25 protein-coding genes, 2 tRNA genes and 2 pseudogenes are annotated in these 23,039 nt (G+C 58.0%); 19 read left to right on the top strand and 10 right to left on the bottom strand.

The features are described 5' to 3' along the window. The first annotated feature begins 8 nt into the window (after positions 1-8). The 6 genes from uppC (at position 9) to BTN45_RS04470 (ending at position 5,805) form a co-directional block, all read left to right on the top strand. Positions 9-581 carry a polysaccharide export protein UppC gene (gene uppC / locus BTN45_RS04495; protein ID WP_004441270.1) on the top strand — a complete coding sequence of 191 codons (573 nt, stop codon included), beginning with the start codon at positions 9-11 and terminating at the stop codon, positions 579-581. Between the two features lie 16 nt (positions 582-597). Then, complete coding sequence (uppD, locus tag BTN45_RS04490) at positions 598-1,740, top strand: polysaccharide biosynthesis type 4 glycosyltransferase UppD (protein WP_207589097.1); 1,143 nt, start codon at positions 598-600, stop codon at positions 1,738-1,740. A 220-nt stretch (positions 1,741-1,960) separates the two neighbouring features. After that, positions 1,961-3,514, top strand: a complete 1,554-nt coding sequence (uppE, locus tag BTN45_RS04485) for a polysaccharide biosynthesis glycosyltransferase UppE (protein WP_004441267.1) — start codon at positions 1,961-1,963, stop codon at positions 3,512-3,514. Further along, on the top strand, positions 3,511-4,752 hold the full coding sequence (gene uppF, locus BTN45_RS04480; RefSeq protein ID WP_004441266.1) for a polysaccharide biosynthesis O-antigen ligase family protein UppF: 1,242 nt from the start codon (positions 3,511-3,513) through the stop codon (positions 4,750-4,752). Before uppE ends, uppF begins: the two co-directional genes overlap by 4 nt. Positions 4,753-4,829: 77 nt before the next feature. Further along, a complete protein-coding gene (locus BTN45_RS04475) occupies positions 4,830-4,979 on the top strand; it encodes a hypothetical protein (protein WP_003521552.1) in 150 nt (49 codons plus the stop codon). A 175-nt stretch (positions 4,980-5,154) separates the two neighbouring features. After that, positions 5,155-5,805: a hypothetical protein gene (locus BTN45_RS04470; RefSeq protein WP_207589096.1), complete on the top strand. Its 651-nt coding sequence runs from the start codon at positions 5,155-5,157 to the stop codon at positions 5,803-5,805. Between the two features lie 62 nt (positions 5,806-5,867). Here BTN45_RS04470 and BTN45_RS04465 read toward each other — a convergent pair whose 3' ends face one another. Next, positions 5,868-6,404: a DUF1269 domain-containing protein gene (locus BTN45_RS04465; protein WP_004441259.1), complete on the bottom strand. Its 537-nt coding sequence runs from the start codon at positions 6,402-6,404 to the stop codon at positions 5,868-5,870. Positions 6,405-6,634: 230 nt separating this feature from the next. Here BTN45_RS04465 and BTN45_RS04460 point away from each other — a divergent pair. The 3 genes from BTN45_RS04460 (at position 6,635) to BTN45_RS04450 (ending at position 7,524) form a co-directional block, all read left to right on the top strand. Further along, positions 6,635-6,711, top strand: a tRNA-Pro gene (locus BTN45_RS04460). 138 nt (positions 6,712-6,849) lie between these two features. Further along, positions 6,850-7,110 (top strand): hypothetical protein, encoded by a 261-nt coding sequence (locus BTN45_RS04455; RefSeq protein ID WP_004441257.1) that lies wholly within the window; start codon positions 6,850-6,852, stop codon positions 7,108-7,110. Between the two features lie 210 nt (positions 7,111-7,320). Continuing rightward, positions 7,321-7,524, top strand: a complete 204-nt coding sequence (locus tag BTN45_RS04450; RefSeq protein ID WP_207589095.1) for a hypothetical protein — start codon at positions 7,321-7,323, stop codon at positions 7,522-7,524. Between the two features lie 192 nt (positions 7,525-7,716). On the opposite strand, the gene BTN45_RS04445 is transcribed toward BTN45_RS04450, so the two are convergent. Beyond that, positions 7,717-8,271 (bottom strand): dual specificity protein phosphatase family protein, encoded by a 555-nt coding sequence (locus BTN45_RS04445; protein ID WP_207589633.1) that lies wholly within the window; start codon positions 8,269-8,271, stop codon positions 7,717-7,719. Between the two features lie 138 nt (positions 8,272-8,409). Then, a pseudogene (locus tag BTN45_RS04440) lies at positions 8,410-8,996 on the bottom strand (YqaA family protein). 513 nt (positions 8,997-9,509) lie between these two features. Between BTN45_RS04440 and BTN45_RS04435 the strand changes: the two are divergent. Next, positions 9,510-10,154, top strand: a complete 645-nt coding sequence (locus tag BTN45_RS04435) for an exopolysaccharide biosynthesis protein (protein ID WP_035207821.1) — start codon at positions 9,510-9,512, stop codon at positions 10,152-10,154. 5 nt (positions 10,155-10,159) lie between these two features. Here the strand turns inward: BTN45_RS04435 and BTN45_RS04430 are convergent, their stop codons facing one another. Then, positions 10,160-10,432, bottom strand: coding sequence for a hypothetical protein (locus tag BTN45_RS04430; RefSeq protein WP_035207820.1), 273 nt, complete (start codon positions 10,430-10,432; stop codon positions 10,160-10,162). 176 nt (positions 10,433-10,608) lie between these two features. Here BTN45_RS04430 and BTN45_RS04425 point away from each other — a divergent pair. Beyond that, positions 10,609-10,683, top strand: a tRNA-Asn gene (locus BTN45_RS04425). Between the two features lie 99 nt (positions 10,684-10,782). On the opposite strand, the gene BTN45_RS04420 is transcribed toward BTN45_RS04425, so the two are convergent. After that, positions 10,783-11,187, bottom strand: coding sequence for a DUF2934 domain-containing protein (locus BTN45_RS04420; protein ID WP_004441244.1), 405 nt, complete (start codon positions 11,185-11,187; stop codon positions 10,783-10,785). A 170-nt stretch (positions 11,188-11,357) separates the two neighbouring features. Here BTN45_RS04420 and BTN45_RS04415 point away from each other — a divergent pair, with 170 nt between their 5' ends. Beyond that, positions 11,358-11,597: a hypothetical protein gene (locus BTN45_RS04415; RefSeq protein ID WP_004441242.1), complete on the top strand. Its 240-nt coding sequence runs from the start codon at positions 11,358-11,360 to the stop codon at positions 11,595-11,597. A 49-nt stretch (positions 11,598-11,646) separates the two neighbouring features. Here the strand turns inward: BTN45_RS04415 and BTN45_RS04410 are convergent, their stop codons facing one another. From BTN45_RS04410 to BTN45_RS04400, 3 genes are all read right to left on the bottom strand, one after another. Beyond that, a complete protein-coding gene (locus BTN45_RS04410) occupies positions 11,647-12,090 on the bottom strand; it encodes a TIGR02594 family protein (protein WP_207589089.1) in 444 nt (147 codons plus the stop codon). 88 nt (positions 12,091-12,178) lie between these two features. After that, the gene (locus BTN45_RS04405; RefSeq protein WP_207589631.1) at positions 12,179-12,703 is read right to left on the bottom strand and encodes a methylated-DNA--[protein]-cysteine S-methyltransferase; all 525 of its coding nucleotides are present in this window, start codon (positions 12,701-12,703) and stop codon (positions 12,179-12,181) included. 133 nt (positions 12,704-12,836) lie between these two features. After that, on the bottom strand, positions 12,837-13,106 hold the full coding sequence (locus tag BTN45_RS04400) for a DUF982 domain-containing protein (protein WP_006697962.1): 270 nt from the start codon (positions 13,104-13,106) through the stop codon (positions 12,837-12,839). 188 nt (positions 13,107-13,294) lie between these two features. Between BTN45_RS04400 and BTN45_RS04395 the strand changes: the two are divergent. The 4 genes and pseudogenes from BTN45_RS04395 (at position 13,295) to sseA (ending at position 18,079) form a co-directional block, all read left to right on the top strand. Next, positions 13,295-14,731: pseudogene (locus BTN45_RS04395) on the top strand (deoxyribodipyrimidine photo-lyase). A gap of 122 nt (positions 14,732-14,853) precedes the next feature. Next, complete coding sequence (locus tag BTN45_RS04390; RefSeq protein WP_006697960.1) at positions 14,854-15,891, top strand: cysteine synthase A; 1,038 nt, start codon at positions 14,854-14,856, stop codon at positions 15,889-15,891. 12 nt (positions 15,892-15,903) lie between these two features. Further along, entirely contained in the window at positions 15,904-16,641 is a 738-nt protein-coding gene (locus BTN45_RS04385) for an alanyl-tRNA editing protein (RefSeq protein WP_006697959.1), read from the top strand. A 16-nt stretch (positions 16,642-16,657) separates the two neighbouring features. Next, positions 16,658-18,079, top strand: coding sequence for a 3-mercaptopyruvate sulfurtransferase (gene sseA, locus BTN45_RS04380; RefSeq protein WP_207589088.1), 1,422 nt, complete (start codon positions 16,658-16,660; stop codon positions 18,077-18,079). Positions 18,080-18,149: 70 nt separating this feature from the next. Here sseA and BTN45_RS04375 read toward each other — a convergent pair whose 3' ends face one another. Together BTN45_RS04375 and BTN45_RS04370 are read right to left on the bottom strand one after the other, a co-directional pair. Next, positions 18,150-18,794: a dihydrofolate reductase family protein gene (locus tag BTN45_RS04375; protein ID WP_137068611.1), complete on the bottom strand. Its 645-nt coding sequence runs from the start codon at positions 18,792-18,794 to the stop codon at positions 18,150-18,152. Between the two features lie 54 nt (positions 18,795-18,848). Next, complete coding sequence (locus BTN45_RS04370; protein ID WP_207589084.1) at positions 18,849-19,736, bottom strand: DUF4344 domain-containing metallopeptidase; 888 nt, start codon at positions 19,734-19,736, stop codon at positions 18,849-18,851. A 162-nt stretch (positions 19,737-19,898) separates the two neighbouring features. On the opposite strand from BTN45_RS04370, the gene BTN45_RS04365 reads away from it, so the two are divergent. The 3 genes from BTN45_RS04365 (at position 19,899) to BTN45_RS04355 (ending at position 22,997) form a co-directional block, all read left to right on the top strand. Next, positions 19,899-20,366, top strand: coding sequence for a DUF1203 domain-containing protein (locus tag BTN45_RS04365; protein ID WP_006697955.1), 468 nt, complete (start codon positions 19,899-19,901; stop codon positions 20,364-20,366). Between the two features lie 99 nt (positions 20,367-20,465). Then, complete coding sequence (locus tag BTN45_RS04360) at positions 20,466-20,801, top strand: PilZ domain-containing protein (protein ID WP_004441225.1); 336 nt, start codon at positions 20,466-20,468, stop codon at positions 20,799-20,801. Between the two features lie 207 nt (positions 20,802-21,008). Next, entirely contained in the window at positions 21,009-22,997 is a 1,989-nt protein-coding gene (locus BTN45_RS04355; RefSeq protein WP_207589082.1) for a bifunctional 2',3'-cyclic-nucleotide 2'-phosphodiesterase/3'-nucleotidase, read from the top strand. The last annotated feature ends 42 nt before the right edge of the window (positions 22,998-23,039 follow it).

Genomic DNA, 23,039 nt, shown 5'->3' with positions numbered 1-23,039 from the left:
CAGATGAGATGCCGCTCGCCGGATCACGACATGTCACCGCACTGACGTTTGCCGTTCTGACGGCCCTTTCCGGCTGTTCGGCCTATCAGCCTGCGCCACGGTCATTCAATGAGGCCGCACTGCAACCCTATCACGTCGACAGCGGCGACAGACTGCGTATCAACGTGTTCGAACAGGCCGGGCTGACAAATACCTATACGGTCGATCAGGCGGGCTATGTCGCCTTCCCTCTCGTCGGTCAGGTGCCCGCGCGGGGCAAGACGCTGCCGCAGCTGGAAGCCGCGATTGCGGCCAAGCTTCGGCAGGGATATCTGCGTGATCCCGATGTCACGATCGAGATAGATCGTTATCGCCCCGTCTTCATCATGGGCGAGGTGGGCCGTCCTGGCCAATATTCCTATGTGCCGGGCATGACGGTGCAGAACGCCATCGCCATTGCCGGCGGCTTCAGCCCGCGCGCCAATCAGGCAGATGTCGACGTCACCCGCAAGATAAACGCGGAAGTGATGACGGGCCGGATCGGTATCACCGCACCCATTCTTGCGGGTGATACCGTCTATGTGCGTGAACGATTCTTCTGAAAGGGGCGCGGCGAACGTGTCGGACGACGGCCCTCCCCTGCGCATCATTCACTGTTTTCGCTCGCCGGTGGGCGGCGTTTTCCGCCATGTGCGTGATCTTATCGAAGAACATGTCAGGCAGGGCCACAAGGTTGGCATCGTCTGCGACAGCTCCACCGGCGGCGCGCATGAGGAGAGGCTTTTCGCGCAGATTGCGCCGCTGCTGGAGCTCGGCCTGACGCGCCTGCCCATCCGGCGCTCCATTACCCCGGGCGACCTGCTGGCGCTTTGGAAATCCTACAAACACATCAAAAGTTTGCGGCCGGACATTCTGCACGGGCACAGCGCCAAGGGTGGCGCTTTGGCCCGGCTGATCGGCTCATTGCTGCGGGCGAACAGGTATCGCGTAGCCCGCCTCTATTCACCGCACGGTGGAAGCCTGCATTATGCCCGCAACACCCTGAAAGGACAGCTCTTCCTGCGGCTGGAGCGGTTTCAGGAACGTTTCACCGATGCGCTCTGTTTCGTCTGCAAGTTCGAGCAGGCGGCCTATGAAGCCAAGGTTGGCAAGCCGCGCACCCGTACCGCGATGATCTATAACGGCGTACAGGAAAACGAGTTCGAACCCGTCCCCGCGCAAGAGGGCGCGGCGCATTTCCTCTATATCGGCATGCTCCGCGACCTTAAGGGGCCTGACCTCTTCATCAAGGCCTTCGCGGAAATGGAGCGCGGCATCGGCCGGCCGATGTCCGGTGTCATCGTCGGCGACGGGCCGGACAGGGACAAATACGCGACGATGATCGACAAGGCCGGTCTTTCCCGGCGCATTTCCATGCATGCCGCCATGCCCGCCAGACAGGCCTTCGCCCTGGCCACGACGGTGGTGGTCCCCTCGCGCGCGGAGGCCATGCCCTATATCGTGCTGGAAGCACTTGCGGCGGGGAAAACGGTCATCGCCTCCCATGTCGGCGGGATTCCCGAAGTCTTGGGAGAAGAAAGCGACGCGCTCGTCCCGGCCGGCGACGTCGAGGCGCTGGCGAGGGTCATGGCCAGGGATGCCGAAGATGCCGGTTGGGCGAAACGGATCATGCCCCACCCCGACAGCTTCAGGGCGAAGTTTTCGACGCCGGTCATGGCGGATGACATGATGAAGCTCTATCGCGACCTGCTGTTGCTCTAAAATCATTTCAAAGACACGATTTTTGATTGTATATTCCGTCATCCTCAAGAAACCCATCATAAACGTTTCTTAGCATGTTTCGGCTAGTTTCCAGATCGTGGAGCGCCGTGCGTCCGTCCGGATGCATCAGGCCCGCTCCACCACTTTGAAGTTGCGTATCGTCCGGTCGGAAATCGATGCCGATTTTCACGCCGATGCGCTGGAGGGTGCGGACCAGGCAATGACCAAGGCTGACAAGGATAGACTGCAATTCGATCTGGCGTCGTTGCGCAAACAGATTTCCGAGCAAGAGGCCAACGGGCCTTCGACATCGGAAGCCGTCGTTCTCAACCCCCTCGCACGGCAGATTGCCAACCAGCTTCGCGGCGGCAATCACTCCCCGAACATGGTGATAGGCCAGTTGCGGCTTCTGGAATTCACCATGCTCGTGGTGATCGCCGCCATCATCAACGGCGTCGCCGCCGATCGGGGTATTGAGACCTTCTTGGCGGTTTTTGGCGGCGGCGTACTGGGGGCCGCGCTCTGCGTCTTTCTTCTTCAGGCCGGCGACTGTTATCAATTGCCGACGCTACGCACGCCACTGTCGATGTTCGCTCGCATTCAGGGCGCGGTCTGCCTGTCTTTCGTTGGCACAGCCTGTTTCCTTCTGCTCTTTTTTCCCGATGCGCTGCATTCCTGGCAAGCCTTCGGCATCTGGTATGCAATCGCCGCGATCGCCATTTTCACCGGAAGACTGATCCTTGGCTTCGCCATCCGCCACTGGGGCCGCAATGGCGTCATGGAACGCCGGGCGGTCATCGTCGGCGGTGGTGATGCTGCCAAGGATCTCATTCGCTCGCTCGAGCAGCAATCCGACAACGACATCCGCATCTGCGGCATCTTCGATGACCGGCAAAGCGCGCGCTCTCCCGACGTCGTCGCGGGTTATCCCAAGCTCGGCACTTTCGCCGAACTGGTGGAATTCGCCCGCCTGACCAAACTGGATATGCTGATCATTGCCCTGCCGTTAAGCGCCGAGGCACGCATTCTCCAGCTTTTGCGCAAGCTTTGGGTGCTCCCGGTCGATATCCGCATTGCGGCGCATGCCAACAAGCTGCGCTTTCGCCCGCGTGCCTATTCCCACGTCGGCAAGGTGCCGATGCTTGACGTTTTCGACAAACCGATCCGGGACTGGGATTCCGTCGCGAAGCGGCTGTTCGACATCACCTTCAGCCTCATCGGCATCGCCCTTCTGTGGCCGGTCATGGTGGGCGCGGCAATCGCCGTCAAAACGACGTCCAAGGGGCCTATCCTCTTCAAGCAGAAGCGCCATGGCTTCAACAATGAAACCATCAACGTCTGGAAGTTCCGGTCCATGTATACGGAACTCAGCGACCCGACCGCAAAAAAGGCCGTCACTAAGAACGATCCGCGCGTAACGCCCGTTGGCCGCTTTCTGCGCAAGTCCTCGATGGACGAGCTGCCGCAGCTTTTCAACGTTCTTCATGGCGACCTGTCGCTGGTCGGGCCCCGCCCGCACGCGGTTCATGCCCAGACCGGCGACCTGAAATATACCGAAGTGGTGGAGCATTATTTCGCAAGACACAAGGTCAAGCCCGGCGTAACCGGTTGGGCCCAGATCAATGGCTGGCGCGGAGAAATCGACCATGGCGACAAGATCAAGTTTCGCACCGAATATGATCTCTATTACATCGAGAACTGGTCGCTGTTTCTCGATCTCAAGATCCTGTTCCTGACGCCAATCCGGCTGCTCAAATCGGAAAACGCCTATTGACCCACACCGGTTATCAGCACGCCCCGGATTTCGATGCGCCTTTGGCTGCCATGCGGCTCATCGGTTCGTTCTTCATTGCCTTCGGCGTGTTTCTTTCCGGCTTCGTTATCTCCGAGCCAGCGCCCTATGAGCTGATGATGGTCGGGCAAGTGGCCCTGTGGTTTCTGCTTGGCCTGCGACTTTCGCGCACCGTCGTCCTGCTGCTGTGCCTGTTGCTCGCCTTCAATATCGGCGGATATCTCTCGCTCACCACCATGGCCGACCTGGATGAGGGGCCGCTTTATCTCGCCGTTTCGACATTTCTGGCGCTGACTTCGGTGTTTTACGCGGCAATCATCGAGGACCGATACCAGCGGCTGCTTTTGATTTTCCGGGCGTGGCTGGCGGCGGCGGTGATCACCTCCCTGCTCGGCATCATCGGCTATTTTCATGCCATTCCGGGCTTCGAAGTCTTCACCCTTTACGATCGCGCCAAGGGCGCCTTTCAGGATCCGAACGTCTTCGGTCCCTTTCTGGTGACACCATCGCTTTATCTCATCTACGGCCTGCTGACCGGCAAGACGATGCACGCACCCTGGCGAATCCTCGGCCTGCTGATCCTGTCGCTTGGCGTGTTCCTGTCGTTTTCGCGTGCGGCCTGGGGGCTGTTTCTGTTTGCCACCGTACTGCTCGTCTTCGTCATGATGCTGAAGGAACGTACGGCGGCGTTTCGCCTGAAAATCCTCGTGCTGTTTCTCATCGCCGCCGGACTGATGGTAGCGGCTGTCCTCATCGCGCTGCAGTTCAAACAGGTGGCCGATTTGTTCTCCAGCCGCGCCTCGGCCGTGCAATCTTATGATGGCGGCCATCTGGGACGGTTCGCCCGCCATTATCTCGGTTTCCTGCTGGCGATGGAACATCCGCTCGGTATCGGCCCGATGGTGTTCGACAATATCTTTCCAGCAGCCGAGCACAATATCTGGCTGAAAAGCCTGACGACACATGGCTGGTTCGGCTTCGTCATCTATCTCGTCCTGATCTGCTGGACCATCGCCGCCGGTTTCAGACATCTCTTGCGCCCGCGCCCGTGGCAGGCCTTCCTGATCATTTCGTGGGTGGCTTTCGTCGGGCATGTGATGATTGGTGCTGTCATCGATACCGACCACTGGCGACACTTCTTCCTGCTGCTCGGCATATTGTGGGGTTGCATGGCACTGGAAAAACGCGAAGGCCTGCGCCGGCGTGCGGTTGGCGCATAAACAGCTGACCTTACGGAACCTTCCACGATTTCATGCGTTTAGCCCCCGATTCTGATTGTCAAACGGGGAGACATCTTATGACGCAGACCAATAATCTCTATCTCATCATCGGCGCGCTGATTGTCGTCATCGCAGGCCTTGGCATTTACGTCTGGCATGAAGAAAGCAAGCCCAAGGGGATCGAGATGAATATCGGCCCGAATGGTGTTTCCGTTCAGGAAAACTGAGCCGCAAGCGTCGCGCAAAGTCCGACCATTAAACCGGGTGCGTTCCAGCCAAAAAACGGCTGGAAAGCACCCGGTCTTCTTATGAAAGAGGACAAATGGCAGGAATCGCAGATTCACGCCGCGCCGGCCCGGTACGGATGATGCGTATCTGGTCCGATCATGGACATCCCGCGCAATGGTCTCCTCCATCGACCTTTCCACACGTCTCACCGCCACCAAACTGGCACTCAAGGCCATCAGGGAACAGGAAGACAACTCCGCTGCGACTTCCACATCATCACGGACGACGCTCCTCAATTCCTATGGCATCGACACCACCACCTCCACCTCGTCCAGCAATACGCGGCTGACGCAGCTTCTGGCGCAATATGCGCAAACCTCGGGCAATGAGGCGGAGAGCGGTGATACGGACAAGACGGCCGCTTCCGGGGACATCACCCAGGCGGATTTCATGAAGGATCTGAAAGCGACGCTCGAAGAACTGTCCGGGGATCCCGCCAAGGCAGCGCAGGCCAAGGCGATGCTGGAAGCATTGGCTGCCGGCACGCTGACGGTGTTCAACCCGGCGGACGGCGTAAAGATCAAAGCGTGGGATGTGACAGACGACCCCAAGACCGCCTCGAAACCCGCCACAGCGATCGCAACGGCGGGCTGGAGCGACTTCCTGAAGGATCATCTGAAACGCGATGGAGCGGCCTATGCAAAGGGCGCCAACGGGGCTTATATTGATGGTATTTCCGGCGACAACGCGTTTTTTGGCAGTGTCGGCAGCCGTTATTATTATCTCACCTGGCCGCAGGCTAAGGACGGCACACTCACCGTTTGACAGCAACGGCTGACGCAGAAGCGCTGCGACATCGATGATGCCGCAGCGTTGCTTTATCCGTTTCAGGCAACCGGTGTAGCAGGCTGATGGCTCCCGCCCGAAAGTGCTTTCTGTAGTTCGGCTTCCTGCTCCGGCGAGAGCGATGTTTTGATAACCCTGCCGCGCAGCCCTTCCAGTTCCGCCAGAACCTTTTCCGGCTGCACCTTTCGGATCAATACGAAAAGAGCCGACGACCCGTTTGGAATGGTCTCGCCCAGGGATTTGATGAAATCGTCATCGATGCCGTAATCCGTCAGCGAGCCCGCAAGCGCGCCCGTTCCCGCGCCAATGGCACCGCCGATCGCAAATCCCGCCAGCGGGTTGAGGAACAGCAGGCCGACGAGGCCGCCCCACAGGCCACCGGACAGAAATCCGGAACTTGCACCGATCGCTGTCAGGTTGACGCTCTGCTTCAGATGAACCTTGCCATTTTCATCGCGAACCACGACAACGGCATCTTCCAGATCGACCAGATACTCCTTCTTCAGGCTCGCAAGCTTCAGAAGGACCCGGTCGGCCTCTTCCGTTCCGTCAAAACCGACAACGACAAGTTCGGACATTGTTTGTCTCCCTGAGTTTCAATTCCGCTGCGAATGAACGTTAAAGATCGCGGCAGGTTCCGGCCATGATGAAAAGATGATGTGTCAGGTGTTTGACAGCCACGCAGCCAGCAAAACGCGGTGCTCCATTGATCCCATTCCCGCAGTCCACATCCTTTGTTCGTTTTTTTTAGAAAAGGCCATTTTCCGCTTGCGCCCTAACAGGCTTCTATATAAACGGCTTTCAGGTTCGGAGCGTAGCGCAGCCCGGTAGCGCACTTGACTGGGGGTCAAGGGGTCGTGGGTTCGAATCCCGCCGCTCCGACCATTAAATCAGATAGATAGCCAGTTCCCCCAGAGCTGGCTATATTTGTTTTAGCGCTCCAGTAACGAGCGTTATGCGCAGGTTTCAAACATCCTGTTCGGGTGTGCATTTATTCAAGCCTTGAAAACGAAGTGTGCTGAGATGGCAAAAAAACCGAAAATAGAACACTCGGAATTTTCAGGCGAGTTTGAAGACGAGGGTATCACTGTCCTTGTTGACATCTACCGGCCCGCGGGCACCCAGCAAGACTGGACCCTGGAAGTTATCAGCGAGCACGACGATGTCACCACCTGGGACGAACCTTTCGCAACCGACAAAGACGCATGGGAAGAATTCCTGGCTACCTGCGAAAAAGACGGTATTCGCAGCTTTCTGGATAGCGAGGATCCTTCGGTCCATTAACCCATCGGGCGACGCCGCGCTTGGGTTGGGTTAAAGCTCCTGTAGGACCCCAGGTCCACCGGCCCATTTTGCTTAGGTGCTCACCGGCAAATTCTACAAAAAAAGCGGGCGCGATATGCCGTCGTCCTCCGTCAAACGACGATGTGCATTGCCGTGTTGACTCTCTGCTAAAATTAGAACATTTAGTGAACAAAAGAGAGGTCACCCACCATGTCCGACGCTAAAAAGATCCCCCCCATACGGCCTGACGACATAGCAGGATACGTCATCCAGTGTCATGACGGTAATGCAAGGGCGGCCGTCGAGGCGCTACTCGGCGAAATCGAGCATTTGCAGGAGCAGCTGTCCCTCGCTGTCGCCATCATGGGAAAAGGATATACGCGCGGGTGGACGCCGGACATGGAGCGCGATTAGAAATCGCCTTATCCACAGCTGGTCTCCGATACCCATGACGCGGTCAAGTCGAACAGATTCCACGCGCCGATAAAAGCTCCCCCTGCCGACAGAGGGCCGAAGCGCGGGTGGACAATTCACAGAAGCATTACAGCCAATGGCGCTTCAGAAACGGAGCGTTATCAGTTGCGTCCCGACCGGTCGAAGCCTTGCTCAATATTCATTGGAAGCGATGGCAAAGTCGTCAGTGATCGGCATATCCTCCACATTTTCCCAGGTCCGGTCCATGGCATAGGTTTGCGAGAGATAGGGAATGCCGATGTGGCCATAGCGAACCGAGAGCTGACTTTCTGCTTCCTTTTCCCCAAGACGCGCGACGCGACTGAGATAAAGCGCGGTCGCGAGGCCCGTCCTGTCCGCACCCGCCTTGCAATGAATGAGAATCGGTTTCGGCGCGTCACGCATGATCGCGACCAGGTCGTTTACCTGGCTCATGTTGAGCTCCTGGCTCGCGGACATGCCAAAATCAATATGATTCAATCCGAGTTTGCGCGAGGTCTCGACCTCATCCCGGTACCACGCCTGGGATTCATTTGACCCGCGCAGATTGATCACCGTCCTTATTCCGTGATCCTTGGTGTAGCGAACAAGTTGCTCGCTGCTCGGCTGGTTGGAGCGATAAAGCTGCCCGGCCATCACCTCGTGGAAGTTGCCAAGGAGTTGAATGGCATAGAGATATCCGCCTGCCGCAAGCACGACGAGGCCCATGCCCCCAAAGGAGCACTTCCAAAATCTTCGCATAATAAAACGGTTCCCTGATTGGACACGGGAACCGATACAGGTGGATTCTGACAGTAGGCTGAAAGTTATGCGACAGTATTGTAAGAGTAGAAAAATTGCTTTCGATCAACGCACGAAAACGTAAACCGCATAGATGGCGATAAGTGCCGCCGCCGCCGCGGCCGTGATGGCGCCGAGGCGTTTTTCGATGAAATGGCGGACCGATTCACCGTATCTCTGCAGCAAACCGGCAAGGATGAAAAAGCGCGCGCCGCGCGTGACGACCGCCGACAGAATGAACAGGCCAAGGCTGATATTGGCCGCGCCCGACAGAATGGTAACCACCTTGATTGGCGGCAGGTGCGCAAGGCCCGATGTCACCAGCAGAAGAACGATGGTTTCATAATCCACCGAGTTCTTCAGATGCTCGAAGCTGTCGAGCTTGCCGTAAAATTCAAGAATGGGCCGGGCAATGCTCTCAAATGCATAATGACCGAGGAACCAGCCCGCTATGCCCCCAGAACCGAGGCGACCGTGGCCACGAGCGCGTAAAACATCGCTTTTTTCGGCTTCGCCAATACCATGGGCAAAAAAAGCACGTCGGCAGGAACGACGAAAACGGAGCTTTCCACGAAAGCCACGATCGCCAGCCACCACACGGCGGTTTTGCGCGCCGCGAGCGCCATCGTCCAGGCATAGATGTTTTTCAGCATTTTCATGTCCCCGGGGAAGAATGGTCAGGAGGCAGACGGAGGCAAGACACAGGCGGAATTTCACCCGGTCAATCAACGGCAGGCGGCGGGTCCGGAAACCCGTCACGAAGCAGGATTAGAGACAACTCAAGAGAATGGCAAATGTTGGAAGATTTATTTTTGCATCGCGGAAAATGAAAAAGTCCCACGATTCCAATCCATACCGGAGACTGGTTGCTGCGATGCGAAATTTCATCTCTAGGTAGATGAACTCGCCTTTTTGCTGTAGAATAAGAGGTGGCGGGAAGAGGAGGAAGTTATCATGGACTATGTCAACTTCGTTACATCAATCAATCCGGTCATACTTGTCATTCTGCTGGTGGTTCTTCTTGCAGGTGCCTATAGCAACTGGGTTTCGCATTAGATCTTTCGGACGGCATGACCAAATGTGAAGAGGCCCGTTTCCATCTGTGATAGGCATCGGGCCGGAGGAATGGTATCAATCCCGGAGTTGAACAACTTCCGGGAAGCGGCATGTCGAACGAATTCGCATTCACTGATACGTCTGAAAAGCTCAGCACCACGCTTGAAAAGCTGATAGGAAAACTACAGGGCCAGACGATCACATTGCGCGAATTGATGGAAGCGATCGGTGAACAGGGCCTGCTGCTCATCTGTGCCATAGCCTCCCTGCCCTTTCTGATCCCGGTTTCCATTCCCGGAGTCAGCACCGTTTTCGGTGCCGCAATCATTCTCGTCAGTCTCGCGATCACGATGAATCGCCTGCCATGGCTGCCGGCGAAAATTCTCGACCGGCAGATGGAAACGGCAAAGCTGGTCCCGGCGCTGCAAAAGGGTGTGGCGATCGTATCGAGACTGGACCGCTTTATCCGTCCACGCATTCCGGCGCTGACGACGGGCGTCATCGCCAACAGGATAAACGGCCTCGCCCTGATGACGGCGGGCGTGCTTCTGATGATGCCGCTCGGCTTCATTCCCTTTTCCAACACCCTGCCGGGCATTGCGATCCTGCTTTTCTCAGCGGGCATGATCCAGCGGGACGGCGTCACGGTGCTGGGCGGTTACCTCTTTCTAGGGCTGACGACGATTTATTTCGCTGCACTCGCCTATGCCGCCTTCTGGGCAGGCCAGGGCATCAGCAGCTCCATCGGGGCGTAGGAGGACTACTGTCGGTCGCGGGGCTCCCGCCGGTTCCGTCGCGATGCCCACCAGATCACCAGCCTTCGCCGCTGGCGACGAACAGCCGGCAGGTCGTGGGAAAGCACGACAAGGCCGACGGGAACCATCCAGAAACCCAGAATGGGCAAAAAGCCCAGCGTACCGCCCACGACCAGCGCCGAACCCGTTGCGATCCTGCCGACGCGCGAACGCGGCATGGCAAGGCTCCATTTTCCGAGATTGAGACGACCCGTTCTGTGGTCGATTCCGAATTTCATTCCAATCCGCCCTTCAGCATCTGGCCTGTGGATAATTTTTTCAGCGTCGATAAGCCCGGAAAATCGGGACTCCGGAGGGATAAAACAAGAGGAATGCGTTTTTTTTGAAAAAAGCGCTTGGCAAATCGGAAAAGCATTTGTATTACCCCGCTCACACCGCGCCAAGCAGCGCACGTTCCCTGGTAGCTCAGCGGTAGAGCATTCGACTGTTAATCGACAGGTCGCCGGTTCGAATCCGGCCCGGGGAGCCATTTTTCTCAAAAGCGCGTTAGTCGAGCGAAGTGCAGCTGCAATTCGCCCGACGTGACCTGGAAGTTGTCGTGACTTCCTGCTGTGCGGCCGTCAAGCCATCAGCTTTTCTTGACCGCCCGTTTTGTTGCCTTCGTGGCGTTGGTCAATGCCGGTGGATCGCTGGCCGGAAAACTCTCCTCAAGGCTTTCGGTCAAATCGTCTTCCTTGTTCTTGTCCGTGGATTTCTGCTCTTTCTCCAGCGATTTTACCGCAGGAGATTTTGCCTTTGTCGAATTGGCTTTTTTCGTGGGCGACTTTTTTGCAGGCCCCTTCTCCGCTGACGCGGTGGTGGAAGCGGACTTCTTCACGCCATTTCCGCTTTTGGGTTTTGCCGGTTCCGCCTCCGCGGAGATTTCCCGTTCCGCCTCGATCCAGTGTCTTTCATGATGCCCGTCGGGTCTTCCTTCCCTCTCCCATATTGCGCGCGCTTTTTCACGGATTGCGGCTTCGCGGTCGTGGCTCATAACGGACCTCCCTCTTTGCGTTGCACCAGCTTCAATTGTGCCATTGAAAAAACAAAAAAAGCCAGAGTTAGTTCCGCATCGACCTGCGACGAATGAGCATTTTGGCGAGAAAGGGAACCGGCATCGGCTGCCGAGCGTTTGGCCTGCAGAAACCAGCAGGAGATCGCTTCATGAACACCCCGCAGAAGCCGAAAACCGAACCGCTTGATATTGAAGACGACGACGTTGCGCGTTTCGAGACAGACAGCGAGTTGAAAGACAAGGAAGGCGAGATTTATCCGGACGAGAGCATGAACCTACGTGCACGCCGGCAGGCTGCAAGGCAGCACGAGGATGCTTTCATTGTCGCCACCGATCTGGAGGATGACGACCAGCGCGAGGCGGCGCCAGGCACGAGAGAACAGCCTTAAAAGGAAAAGGCGGGTCGAGGCCCGCCTTTATCAAGAGAATGCAGGGAATTTATCGCCGAACCGAAACGATGGCCTTGCGGTTAAAATTCGAGACCTGCACCCTGCCCGATTGGTTGCCGCCCAGGATTTGTGCGGTCTTACCCCTCATGCTCTTTAGAATACCAGCATGATATCCCCGGCCGTTGCGGATGACGACGACATCACCGGGCTTTGCCTGGCCAACTGGGACGGCATAACCGAAGGAACTCCAGGATTTCGCAAATCCGTAGGATTTGGGTGATTGCCGGCCGGCCTTGCTGGCTACGGCATGCAGGAAAAGGCCGCACCACGGCGTACTTCTCGGATTTGCCCCAAGAATGTTCTTCAGGCTTTTGTTGTTCTTGGACTCATGCAGCCCGGTGTATTTCTCAGCCTGGTTCAGCATGCCAGCCGAGGCCGGTGCCACGACTGTAAAAGACAAAGCAACGGATAGAATTAACGCGGATACTCTCAAACGTCTCGCCCTTATGTTAGCGGGCGTTCGTGTATTGTGACAATTTAGCGACAATTTGACGAGAAATGGGCAGAAATCAGACGCCTATTCATGCGGGCTGATCTGTCATTGCTTCAGAACAGGCTGCCCTGCGCATCATCCGCACGGCGGAGAAGCCGCCAAGCCTGCCACCTGCGGCAAGGACCCGGTGACACGGAATGATCAGCGGCACCGGATTTTTCGCCATTGCCTGGCCGACGTCGCGTGCTCTCTCCATGCCAAGACCGAGTGTCTTCACGATGCCGCCATACGTCGTCGTATTGCCCCAGCCGACCTGTCGCGCGACGGCATAGACGTCGAGAAAAAATCGTTCCTGCCCGGCGAGATCAAGGTCCACGTCCTTAAAATCGATTGCCTCACCGCCGAAATAACGGGTGATCATCGCAATCACCTCACGTGTCCGCGTCTCGGGAACGGCGATGGAGGCGGACGGCAGGCGCTTCTGAAGGAGCTTTTCCGTTTCGCCGGCGTCCGCTCCCGGCAATTGCAGACGCACGATACCTCGCCCCGCCCATGCGAGGCCGCAATGGCCAAGCGCCGTTGGAAAAACAATATAGCCGTAGTGGCTGCCCATCACCGTCACTCATTCGCCTTTACGCCTGCACGATGCCATATCCCGCATTCGAAACAACCCGTTTCCTGCCGCACAACAAAAAAGCCACCCGTTTTGGGCGGGTGGCCTTTCACACGTCAGTTCCAAAATCGGCTCAGGATGCGATTTTTTCCGGCTCCTCAACGAGGCAACGCGCCTGCCGGCTGGCGGCGACGAAGGCCGTGCGGGCTATCTCTCCCGCCACATCGCCCATGAGCGAGGCGCGGCACAGGCGAAGCGCCTGTTCGTGCGCCTTGTCTCCCCGCTCGGGCCACTCATGCTGGAGAAAATCGAAGGCTTCGTAAACGCCTGTGAAAATTCGAGGGGCACCGTTTTCAAGGGAGATGGTAACGGGCTTTTCCCACTTAACGTCATTCAGCAACATTGATTGCACTTCCATGCTCTATTAACCCGCGACAAACGCCGGCTCCTCCAGTTGGTTCCCTTCACCTGCGGTTTCAAGAGCGAAAAAATAACCCTCGAGAAACCATGTGCCCCATCTTTCCATTCTAGCCGATTTGCGGAACAAAGCGTTTCAACACTCGTTCAAACGGAAGTGAACCGGGCCCTCCCATGCAGACAAAAGCCTCTCCCGTCATCGTGTGGTTCCGCAAGGACCTGCGCCTTTCGGACAACCTCGCTTTGCTTGCGGCGGCCGACCATAAAGGTCCCGTCATCCCCGTCTACATCAGGGAAAAATGTTGCGGCGCGCTGGGGCGTGCGCAGGAATGGTGGCTTCACCACTCGCTCACTGCGCTTCATGCCGCGCTCAAGAAAACAGGCAGCCGCCTCGTGCTCGCCAGCGGCGACGCCGAGGAGGTTTTGCGCAGGCTGATCGCGGAAACCGGCGCAGACACCGTATTCTGGAACCGCCGCTATGATCCTGAAGGTATTTCGACCGACAAGGCCTTAAAACGCGCGCTCCGGGATGAAGGCCTGACGGTACGAAGCTTTTCCGGACATCTGCTGCATGAGCCATCGAAGCTGCAGACGAAATCCGGTGGTCCCTACCGGGTCTATACACCGTTCTGGCGCGCGCTGGAGGGCGGCGAAGAGCCCCACGCGCCTGCGGATGGGCCAGACAGACTCAACGCGCCCAGGAACTGGCCAAGATCGGAAACGCTCGACGAATGGCAGCTGCTGCCCAAAAGGCCTGACTGGGCAAGGGAGTTTAGCGATATCTGGACGCCTGGCGAAGACGGGGCCCGGGAGAAGCTCTCCGATTTCATAGACGGCGCACTTAAAGGTTATGAAGAGGGCCGCGACCTGCCGGCGAAGGACGCGACTTCCCGGCTTTCACCGCACCTCGCATAGGAGAAATCTCACCCGCCACCGTCTGGCATGCGACGAGGGACTTTCCCGCCACATCGCCTCAAACGATATCAGCCGTTTTCGCAAGGAAATCGTCTGGCGGGAATTCTGCTATCACCTCCTGTTTCATTTTCCCGAGCTGGACGAAAAGAACTGGAACGACAGTTTCGACGCCTTCAGCTGGCGGGACGATGACAAGTCCTTCACGGCCTGGACGCGCGGCATGACCGGCTATCCGATCGTGGATGCCGGGATGCGGCAACTATGGCGCCACGGCACGATGCATAACGCGTCCGCATGATCGTGGCGTCCTTCCTCATCAAGCATCTGCTGATCGATTGGCGCAAGGGTGAGAAATGGTTCCGCGATACGCTCGTGGACGCCGATCCGGCCTCCAATGCCGCCAACTGGCAGTGGGTGGCGGGTTCGGGAGCGGATGCCTCGCCATTTTTCCGCATCTTCAACCCTATCCTGCAAGGCGAAAAATTCGATGGGGACGGCGATTATGTCCGCCGTTTCGTACCGGAGCTTGCAAGGCTAGAGCGCAAATATATTCACCAACCATTCGAGGCCCCGAAAGAGGTGCTGACCAAAGCGGGCATCACGCTCGGGGAAACCTACCCGAACCCCATTGTCGACCATGGCAGGGCGCGGGAGAGAGCACTTGCTGCCTATGCCAGAGTGAAGAAGAAGACATAAAACTGGGTATCGGCAAAATTTTGCGTGGCGAAGCCGAAGCCGGGAAGATAATTTCTTGCCTTGAAGCGGTTGTAACGGGACATAACGGCACCTAATTTCCGCTCAGACAAGAAGGCTCAATCATGACCATTCACCCCTCTGCGCTCAGTGCCATCGGCAATACGCCGCTCATCCGTCTGAAAGCTGCTTCTGAAGCGACGGGGTGCGAAATCCTCGGCAAGGCGGAATTCCTCAATCCTGGCCAGTCCGTAAAGGATCGCGCCGCGCTCTACATCATCCGCGACGCCGAAAGGCGCGGACAATTGCGCCGGGGCGGCACCATCGTGGAAGGCACGGCGGGCAATACCGGCATCGGCCTTTCGCTGGTCGCCAATGCGCTCGGTTACAGGACGGTCATCGTCATTCCCGAAACGCAGAGCCAGGAAAAGAAGGACGCGCTGAAGCTTCTCGGCGCAAAGCTGGTCGAAGTCCCGGCAGCTCCCTACTCCAACCCGAACAATTACGTGAAAGTCTCCGGCCGGCTAGCGAGACAGCTTGCGGCGACGGACGAGAACGGCGCGATCTGGGCTAACCAGTTCGACAATATCGCCAACAGACAGGCTCATATCGAGACCACTGCTCCCGAAATATGGGACCAGACGGATGGCAAGGTCGACGGTTTCATCTGCGCGGTCGGCTCCGGCGGAACGCTGGCGGGTGTGGCGGACGGCCTTCGCGATTTCAATCCCGACATCAAGATCGGCCTTGCCGATCCCGAGGGAGCGGCCCTCTACGAATTCTATAAGAATGGCGTCCTGAAATCGGAAGGCACCTCCATCACGGAAGGCATCGGGCAAGGGCGCATCACCGCCAATCTCGAGGGTTTCACACCGGATTTCTCCTATCGCATTCCGGATGCGGAAGCGTTGCCCATCCTTTTCGATCTGGTAACGAAGGAAGGCCTGTGCCTCGGCGGCTCCACTGGCATCAATATCGCCGGCGCAATCCGGCTTGCCCGTGAGCTTGGTCCGGGGCATACAATCGTGACGATACTTTGCGACTACGGCAATCGTTATCAGTCGAAGCTCTTCAATCCAGAGTTCCTGCGGTCCAAGGGCCTTCCCGTTCCGCAGTGGCTGGCGACGAAAACCGATATTTCGGTTCCGTACGAAACCGTTTGAGGACATGCCGAAATGCCTGTGAATGCCCTGTTCCGTGACGATTTTTATCTTTCCACCGCAGAAGCGATCGTCACGGCGGTGCATGAGGACGGCGGCATCGAGTTCGACCAGACCTGTTTTTATGCCACCTCGGGCGGCCAGCCTGGCGATACCGGCTTTCTCGAGCGCGCTGATGGTTCGCGCATCGCGCTCGGAATTACAAAGCATGGCGCCGACAAGAGCGTCATCATCCATGTCCCGCTTGAGGATCAGCCGTCTCCTGAAGTCGGGGAAAAGCTGACGCTGCATGTGGACTGGCCGCGTCGTTACAAGTTGATGCGCATGCACACGGCCTGCCATCTGCTCTCCGTCGTCTGCCAATGGCCGATCACAGGAGCAGCCGTTGGTGAGGACGAGTCGCGTGTCGATTTCGACATGTCGGAGACTATTGACAAAGACGACGTAACCGCCAGGCTGATGGAACTGGTGAGAGCCAATCATCCCGTTTTCCTGCAATGGATCACGGACGAGGAGCTTCAGGCCAATCCCGGCATTGTCAAATCCAAGAATGTGCGTCCGCCAATGGGCCTCGGTCGGGTCAGCCTCGTCTGCATCGGCGCAAATTCCAGCATAGACAGCCAGCCCTGCGGCGGCACCCATGTATCCGAAACGCAGGAAGTGGGCGATATTCACATTGCCAAGATAGAAAAGAAGGGCAAGGAGAACAGGCGGTTCCGCATTCGTTTCGGCGCGCCTGAAGCTGTTGCCTGAGATCGGGAGAGACATCGTGAGCACGGATAAGAGCCGTTTCGTCGTTTCGGCGGACTGGGTTGAGAAACAGCTCGGCACGCCCGGGTTTCGCATCGTCGATGCCTCCTGGTATCTGCCGGCGCATAAGCGCAACGGCGCAGAAGAATATGCGGCGGGTCACCTTCCTGGCGCCGTGTTCTTCGATCAGGATAAAATCGCCGATCACACGACCGGCCTGCCGCACTCCCTGCCCTCGCCTGAATTTTTCGCGGAACAGGCCGGCGCGCTCGGCCTCAGCGAGACCGATACGATCGTGGTCTATGATGGTCCGGGCTTCTTTTCCGCACCCCGCGTCTGGTGGATGCTGCGGGTAATGGGCGTGCACAAGGCCTATGTGTTGGATGGCGGCCTGGACGGCTGGAAGCGCGAAGGCCGGCCGCTGGAAACCGGCGCGCCGCAAATTGAGCCCACAACCTTCACACCCGATTTCAACGAAAAACGTGTGACCTCGCTTGGCACCATGCGCGGTATTGTCGACAGCGGCGAAAAGCAGATTGCAGATGCTCGCGGTGCCGGCCGCTTTACCGGCGAGGAGGCCGAGCCGCGTGCGGGCATGCGTTCGGGCCATATGCCCGGTGCACGCAGCCTGCCGGCGACAGCCTTTTCCGAAAACGGCCACTTCAAGGACCTTACGGCAATCCGCAAAATGGTGACCGATGCCGGCATCGATCTTACGAAGCCCGTCGTAACGAGCTGCGGTTCGGGTGTGACGGCAGCCGTCATTACCCTGGCGCTGGAATCGCTCGGTCATCAGGACAATTCTCTCTATGACGGCTCATGGTCGGAATGGGGCGGATTACAGGACACGCCGGTGGTTACCGGTCCGGCGGATGCGATCCCCACGCTGTCGCACGGCCCATTGAAGGCGCACGTGACGCAGCTCGAAATGACGGCACCGCCGAAGGTCAGCCTGCCGATCCCCGTCAACATCCAGACGGCGCTGATGCGGGTCAACAATATTCCCCTGCATTTTTACCGCTATCTGTACTGGCGGGTTGGAAAGCGATGGCATTGGCAAAAGCGCATGCGCATGAGCGATACTGAACTTTCCGCCATCCTGCGCGATCCGAAAAACAGCGTTACGGTTCTTTATATGAACGGTGCGCCCGCCGGTTTCTTCGAGCTGAACAAGACAAGCGACGAGGTGACAGAGCTTTCCTATTTCGGGCTGCTCGAAGAAGCGATCGGCGCTGGTGTCGGCAAGTGGTTCCTGTTGCAGGCGCTTTACGCCGCCTGGCAGGACAATCCGCAGCGGGTGACGGTGACGACCAACACGCTCGACCATCCGCGCGCCTTGCAGCTTTACCAGATGATGGGCTTTTCGCCCGTGGGCACCTATGAGGCCTGGGTGGAGCCGTTGGCCGATACGGAGCTCCTGGAGATATCGCTACGCAATTGAGGGGTAGCGGTTTACGCGCCTTATCATCCCGTGTCGTTCACGGGAGGGATGGTAAAAAGGGACGCGGCGCTCACGCTTTGTCGATAATCAGATGTGTCGCGCCCTCGCCCGCCACCGTTCCCGTGCAGCGGTAACCGAGGGCGGGCCAATCCATGCCTTCGAATAATTGCTCGCCGCGACCGAGAAAAACCGGCGCCAGCGCCAGATGCAGCTCATCTATCAGGCGCGCCGCCATATATTGCCGGATAGTGGAAACCCCGCCGCCGATGCGGACATCCCTGCCATTTGCCGCCGCCAGCGCCATGTCGAGCGCCGCCTCGATGCCGTCGGTCACGAAATGGAAGACAGTACCGCCCTGCATCGTGAAGGACGGTCGCGCGTGATGCGTCAGGACGAAGACTGGAACATGATAAGGCGGCTCGTCGCCCCACCAGCCTTTCCAGTTTTCATCCGGCCATGCGCCGCGCACCGGCCCGAACATGTTGCGGCCTAAAATCCATGCTCCGATATTTTCAAAGCTCTTTTCGGAAAAATCCTCGTCGGTGCCGGTCGAGCCGCCGTCTTTACCGAACATGCGGTGAAAGGTGCGGGTCTTGAAGGCCCATTGGTGCAACTCTTCACCCTTCACACCCAGCGGGTTCTGCAGACTTTGATCTGGTCCTGCCCCATATCCGTCAAGCGAGATGGCGAAATTGCGAACGACAACCTTCGGCACGGCACTCTCCTCTATCATGAGGAGGCCAGGCTATCGGCGACTGCAACCCTGGCCTCAGATTTCCCGTTCCAGATTAACCGCGGCAGTCGGGATCTGCCCGCCGGCTGCGCCCTTGTCTTCGGTGACCGTGTTCAATAGATGATCGGCAATGAGTTCCGCCTGGAACTTGCCGAGTTCATAACAATAGGTGATCTCGCGCTTTTCCGCCGACCAGTAGACATCGGGGCGACCGCAGGACTTGGCCGTCAGCTTCACGTCCCCTTTCAGGCCATAACCGCCAAAGCTGCGGCTGATGAGATCGAGGACCTTCGATTCCTTGATCATGATGGCATAGGGTTCAAGTTCCGGATCGCGCGGCGGCACGTAGCTGACGGAGAATCTGGAAGGCGTCTGACTGCGGTGGGGCGCGAGAAAATTCTCCCAGGCCGAAGCGACCGCCGGATAGGCCGCGGCGCATTTGTCAAATTCGGCATTGGGAAGCCCCATCATGGCGGCGAGGTCGCCATAACCGTCCTTGTCGCGGCCCACCATCAGGCAGGCCATGTTGCGGTCGCGGCTCCTGTCGGGCACCAGCGCGGAGAAGACAGGGGCTTCGTGCTCAGGAAGCGTCTCCGCCTCACGTGCGAGATACCAGCTGTCGGTGGCGTTCACGAGCGCGGTGTCAAGCCATTCTTCATTGGCCTGCAGGATCAGCGTTCCTGCCAGTTGGTCGGCCGGGGCCTGCACACTTGCCGTGTCCGCCGTCCCGAAATCCGAGATCAGCATGCGCGCGCCCTCGTGATAGAGCGAAAAAATCGCGTTGCCGATGACGAAATTGACCGCCTGCTGGAGCTGATCGTCGGACAGGCCGTCGATACCGGAGGCGACCTGCGCCTCGGCATCAATCGGAGCCGTCAACGATACGAAAGCCAGCGGAACGGCGGCCAGAAAACGACGGAACATAAAATCAGACCTTCCGGGAACGAGGAGCGTCACTGATTCCCGAACCTAACGAGTCACGCAATGGGCTGGTTGCATCAGCTGTCAAGAATCGGGTGGATAGCAGCGCGTTTCGGGACCATAGCTGCAAAGAAGCAACGCCGATCCCAGCCAGAAGAGGCCGCCATGACCAATATCGTTTTCACCGCAATGCCGGCTAAGGACGCCGAGGATTTCCGCGCGGGCGCCGCCGATGCCTATGGCAATCGACCGGAAACAGCCGTGTCTCCCGGCGGCATGCCGTGTCGCCACTGCCTCGACCAGATCGGCGCGGGTGAAGCCATGCTCGTACTCGCCTACCGGCCGTTTCCCTCGCTGCAGCCCTACGCCGAGACTGGGCCGGTCTTCCTGCATGCCGAAGCCTGCGATCGTTATCCACTGACAGATATCCTTCCGCCGATGCTGGACAGCCCCGATTATATCGTGCGCGGATATGGCGACGATGACCGTATTGTCTATGGCACGGGTGCGGTAACGGCCACCGGCGAGATCGTCTCGCGGGCGCGGGCACTTCTGGGGCGCGAAGACGTCGCCTATGTCCATGTCCGTTCCGCACGAAACAATTGTTACCAATGCCGTATCGCCAAAGCATAATCACAGCATTGTCTAGAATTTTAACCGAACGGCTAAACGGGTTTCAAACTTTTACAGGTTAATCTGCACGCATCGGAAACAATTGATTTGAGTAGAAAAATGACAAACAACCTCAATATGGCGACCCGGACCGCGCCTCGCAGCAAGACAAGGATCTTTGCGACTGTGCATTATTTCAGCCAGTCGACCAGAGGACGTGTCGTCGATCTGTCGGCAACCGGAATGGCGCTCGAGCTGGACGGGCCTTTCGCTGCCGCCAAGGGTAGCCGGGTCAAGGTGCAGAGTGAGGATCTGGGCTTCATCGAGGGCGTCGTGCAGTGGCAGCACATGAACCGTCTTGGTCTGCAGCTCAAGCTTTCCACCAACACGCTGGCGCAGCTCTCTTCCTATTTTCGTTTCTTCCACGAAGACGTGAAACCGACACTGGCCCGCTGATCCGGAGCATTACAATGCGCGGAACAAATGACGCGCATTTTCCAGTGCGGCGGGACCTGCGCCGCACGTTACTGACAAAAAATTTATCAAACGGTTGAAAACCGGCCCATCTGTCATGGGCCTGTCATTTTGGTGATGGACTCCTCTGCGATTGCTTCTACCCTGTCGTCTTTAAAGACAGAGCAAGCTTCATCCGAAGGAGTTCCCATGTCGTCGCTTCTCGCCCTACACCCCATTACCCGGCGCTCACTTCTGGGTGGCATTGCAGCCACTTCGGCGCTCGTGATGTTGCACCCTTTTGCTGCGCGTGCGGCGGCCAACCAGGCGCATCTGCGCATCATGGAAACGACCGACATCCATGTTCACGTCTTTCCCTATGATTATTACGCCGACAAACCGAACGACACGATGGGTCTGGCGCGCACCGCCTCGATCATAGACACCATCCGCGCCGAAGCCGGGAACTCGATGCTGGTGGATAACGGCGACTTCCTGCAGGGCAACCCGCTCGGCGACTATATCGCCTATGAGCGCGGCATGAAGGCCGGCGACAAGCACCCTGTCATCAATGCCATGAACGTCTTGGGCTACGATTGCGGCACGCTCGGCAACCACGAATTCAATTACGGTCTCGACTATATGTCGAACACGCTGGCGGGCGCCGGTTTCCCCTATGTGTGCGCCAACCTCACCAAGGGGCAGCTGGCTTCCGATCCGAAGAACGACGAGCTGTTCTTCAAGCCCTATGTCATTCTGGAAAAACAGATCCGCGATGGCGGCGGCGTCACCAGCCCGGTCAAGGTCGGCATCATCGGTTTCGTGCCGCCTCAGATCATGATGTGGGATTCCAAGAATCTCGAGGGCAAGGCGCAGACGCGTGACATCGTCGAGGCGGCGAAAGCCTGGGTGCCTGTCATGAAGGAGGAAGGCGCGGATATCATCATCGCCCTTTCCCATTCCGGCATCGACGGCAAGGGCCAGACCGAGCGCATGGAAAACGCATCGCTATATCTCGCAGCTGTTGAAGGCATTGATGCGATCTTCACCGGCCACCAGCACCTTGTTTTCCCCGGTCCGAAGACCTGGGACGGCATCGAGGGTGCGGATGCGGTCAAGGGGACGCTGATGGGCAAGCCGGCGGTCATGGCCGGCTTCTGGGGCTCCCATATGGGCCTTATCGACCTGCTGCTTGAAAAGGATGGCAAGAGCTGGAAGATCGTCGACTTCACCTCAGAAGCCCGCCCGATCTACCATCGCGATGAAAATCGCAAGGTCGTTGCTGACTATACCGACAAGCCGGAGGTTCTCGCCGCAGCCAAGGTGGATCACGAAGCGGCCCTTGCCTATGTGCGCCGCCCGGTCGGCAAGACATCCGCGCCGCTCTATTCCTATTTCGCGCTGGTGGCAGACGATCCGTCCGTGCAGATCGTCTCCAACGCCCAGACCTGGTACATCAAGGACATGCTGAAGGAAGGGCAGTATAAGGATCTGCCCGTGCTTTCGGCAGCGGCCCCCTTCAAATCGGGCGGTCGTGGCGGCGCGGATTATTACACCGATGTCCCCGCCGGTGACATCGCCATCAAGAACGTCGCCGATCTCTATCTTTATCCCAACACGGTGCAGGCAGTGCTGATCAACGGGGCGCAGGTGAAGAACTGGCTGGAAATGTCCGCCGGCATGTTCAATACGGTTGAGGCCGGTGCCAAGGATGCGCCACTGCTCAACCCAGACTTCCCGTCCTATAATTTCGACGTGATCGATGGCGTGACTTATCAGATCGACATTTCCAAACCGGCGAAATTTGACAAGGACGGCAAGGCGGTCAACCCGGACAGCAACCGCATCGTCAATCTGCAGTTCAATGGCAAGCCGATCGATCCCGAACAGAAATTCGTGGTTGCGACCAATAATTACCGTGCAAGCGGCGGCGGCAAATTCCCCGATATCGCCGGCGACAAGGTGATCTTTGTGGCGCCCGATACAAACCGCGACGTGATCGTGCGCTATATCATCGATCAGGGCACCATCAACCCGTCCGCGGATGCCAACTGGTCCTTTGCACCGGTGGCAAACACCACCGCCGTCTTCGAGACCGGGCCCAAGGGACGCCATTACGCAGCCGACATCAAGGGCGCCCGGATCGAGGATGCCGGCGACGGCGCGGAAGGTTTCGCGAAGTTCCGCCTGATTCTTTAACGACCGTGCCCTCCCGGCGACCTGTCGCCGGGAGGTATTCTC

Source organism: Rhizobium sp. ZX09 (genome assembly GCF_017357485.1).
Classification (GTDB): Bacteria; Pseudomonadota; Alphaproteobacteria; order Rhizobiales; family Rhizobiaceae; genus Agrobacterium; species Agrobacterium pusense.
The sequence above is the reverse complement of the archived record's forward strand: the minus strand, read 5'-3'. Positions and strand labels throughout refer to the sequence as shown.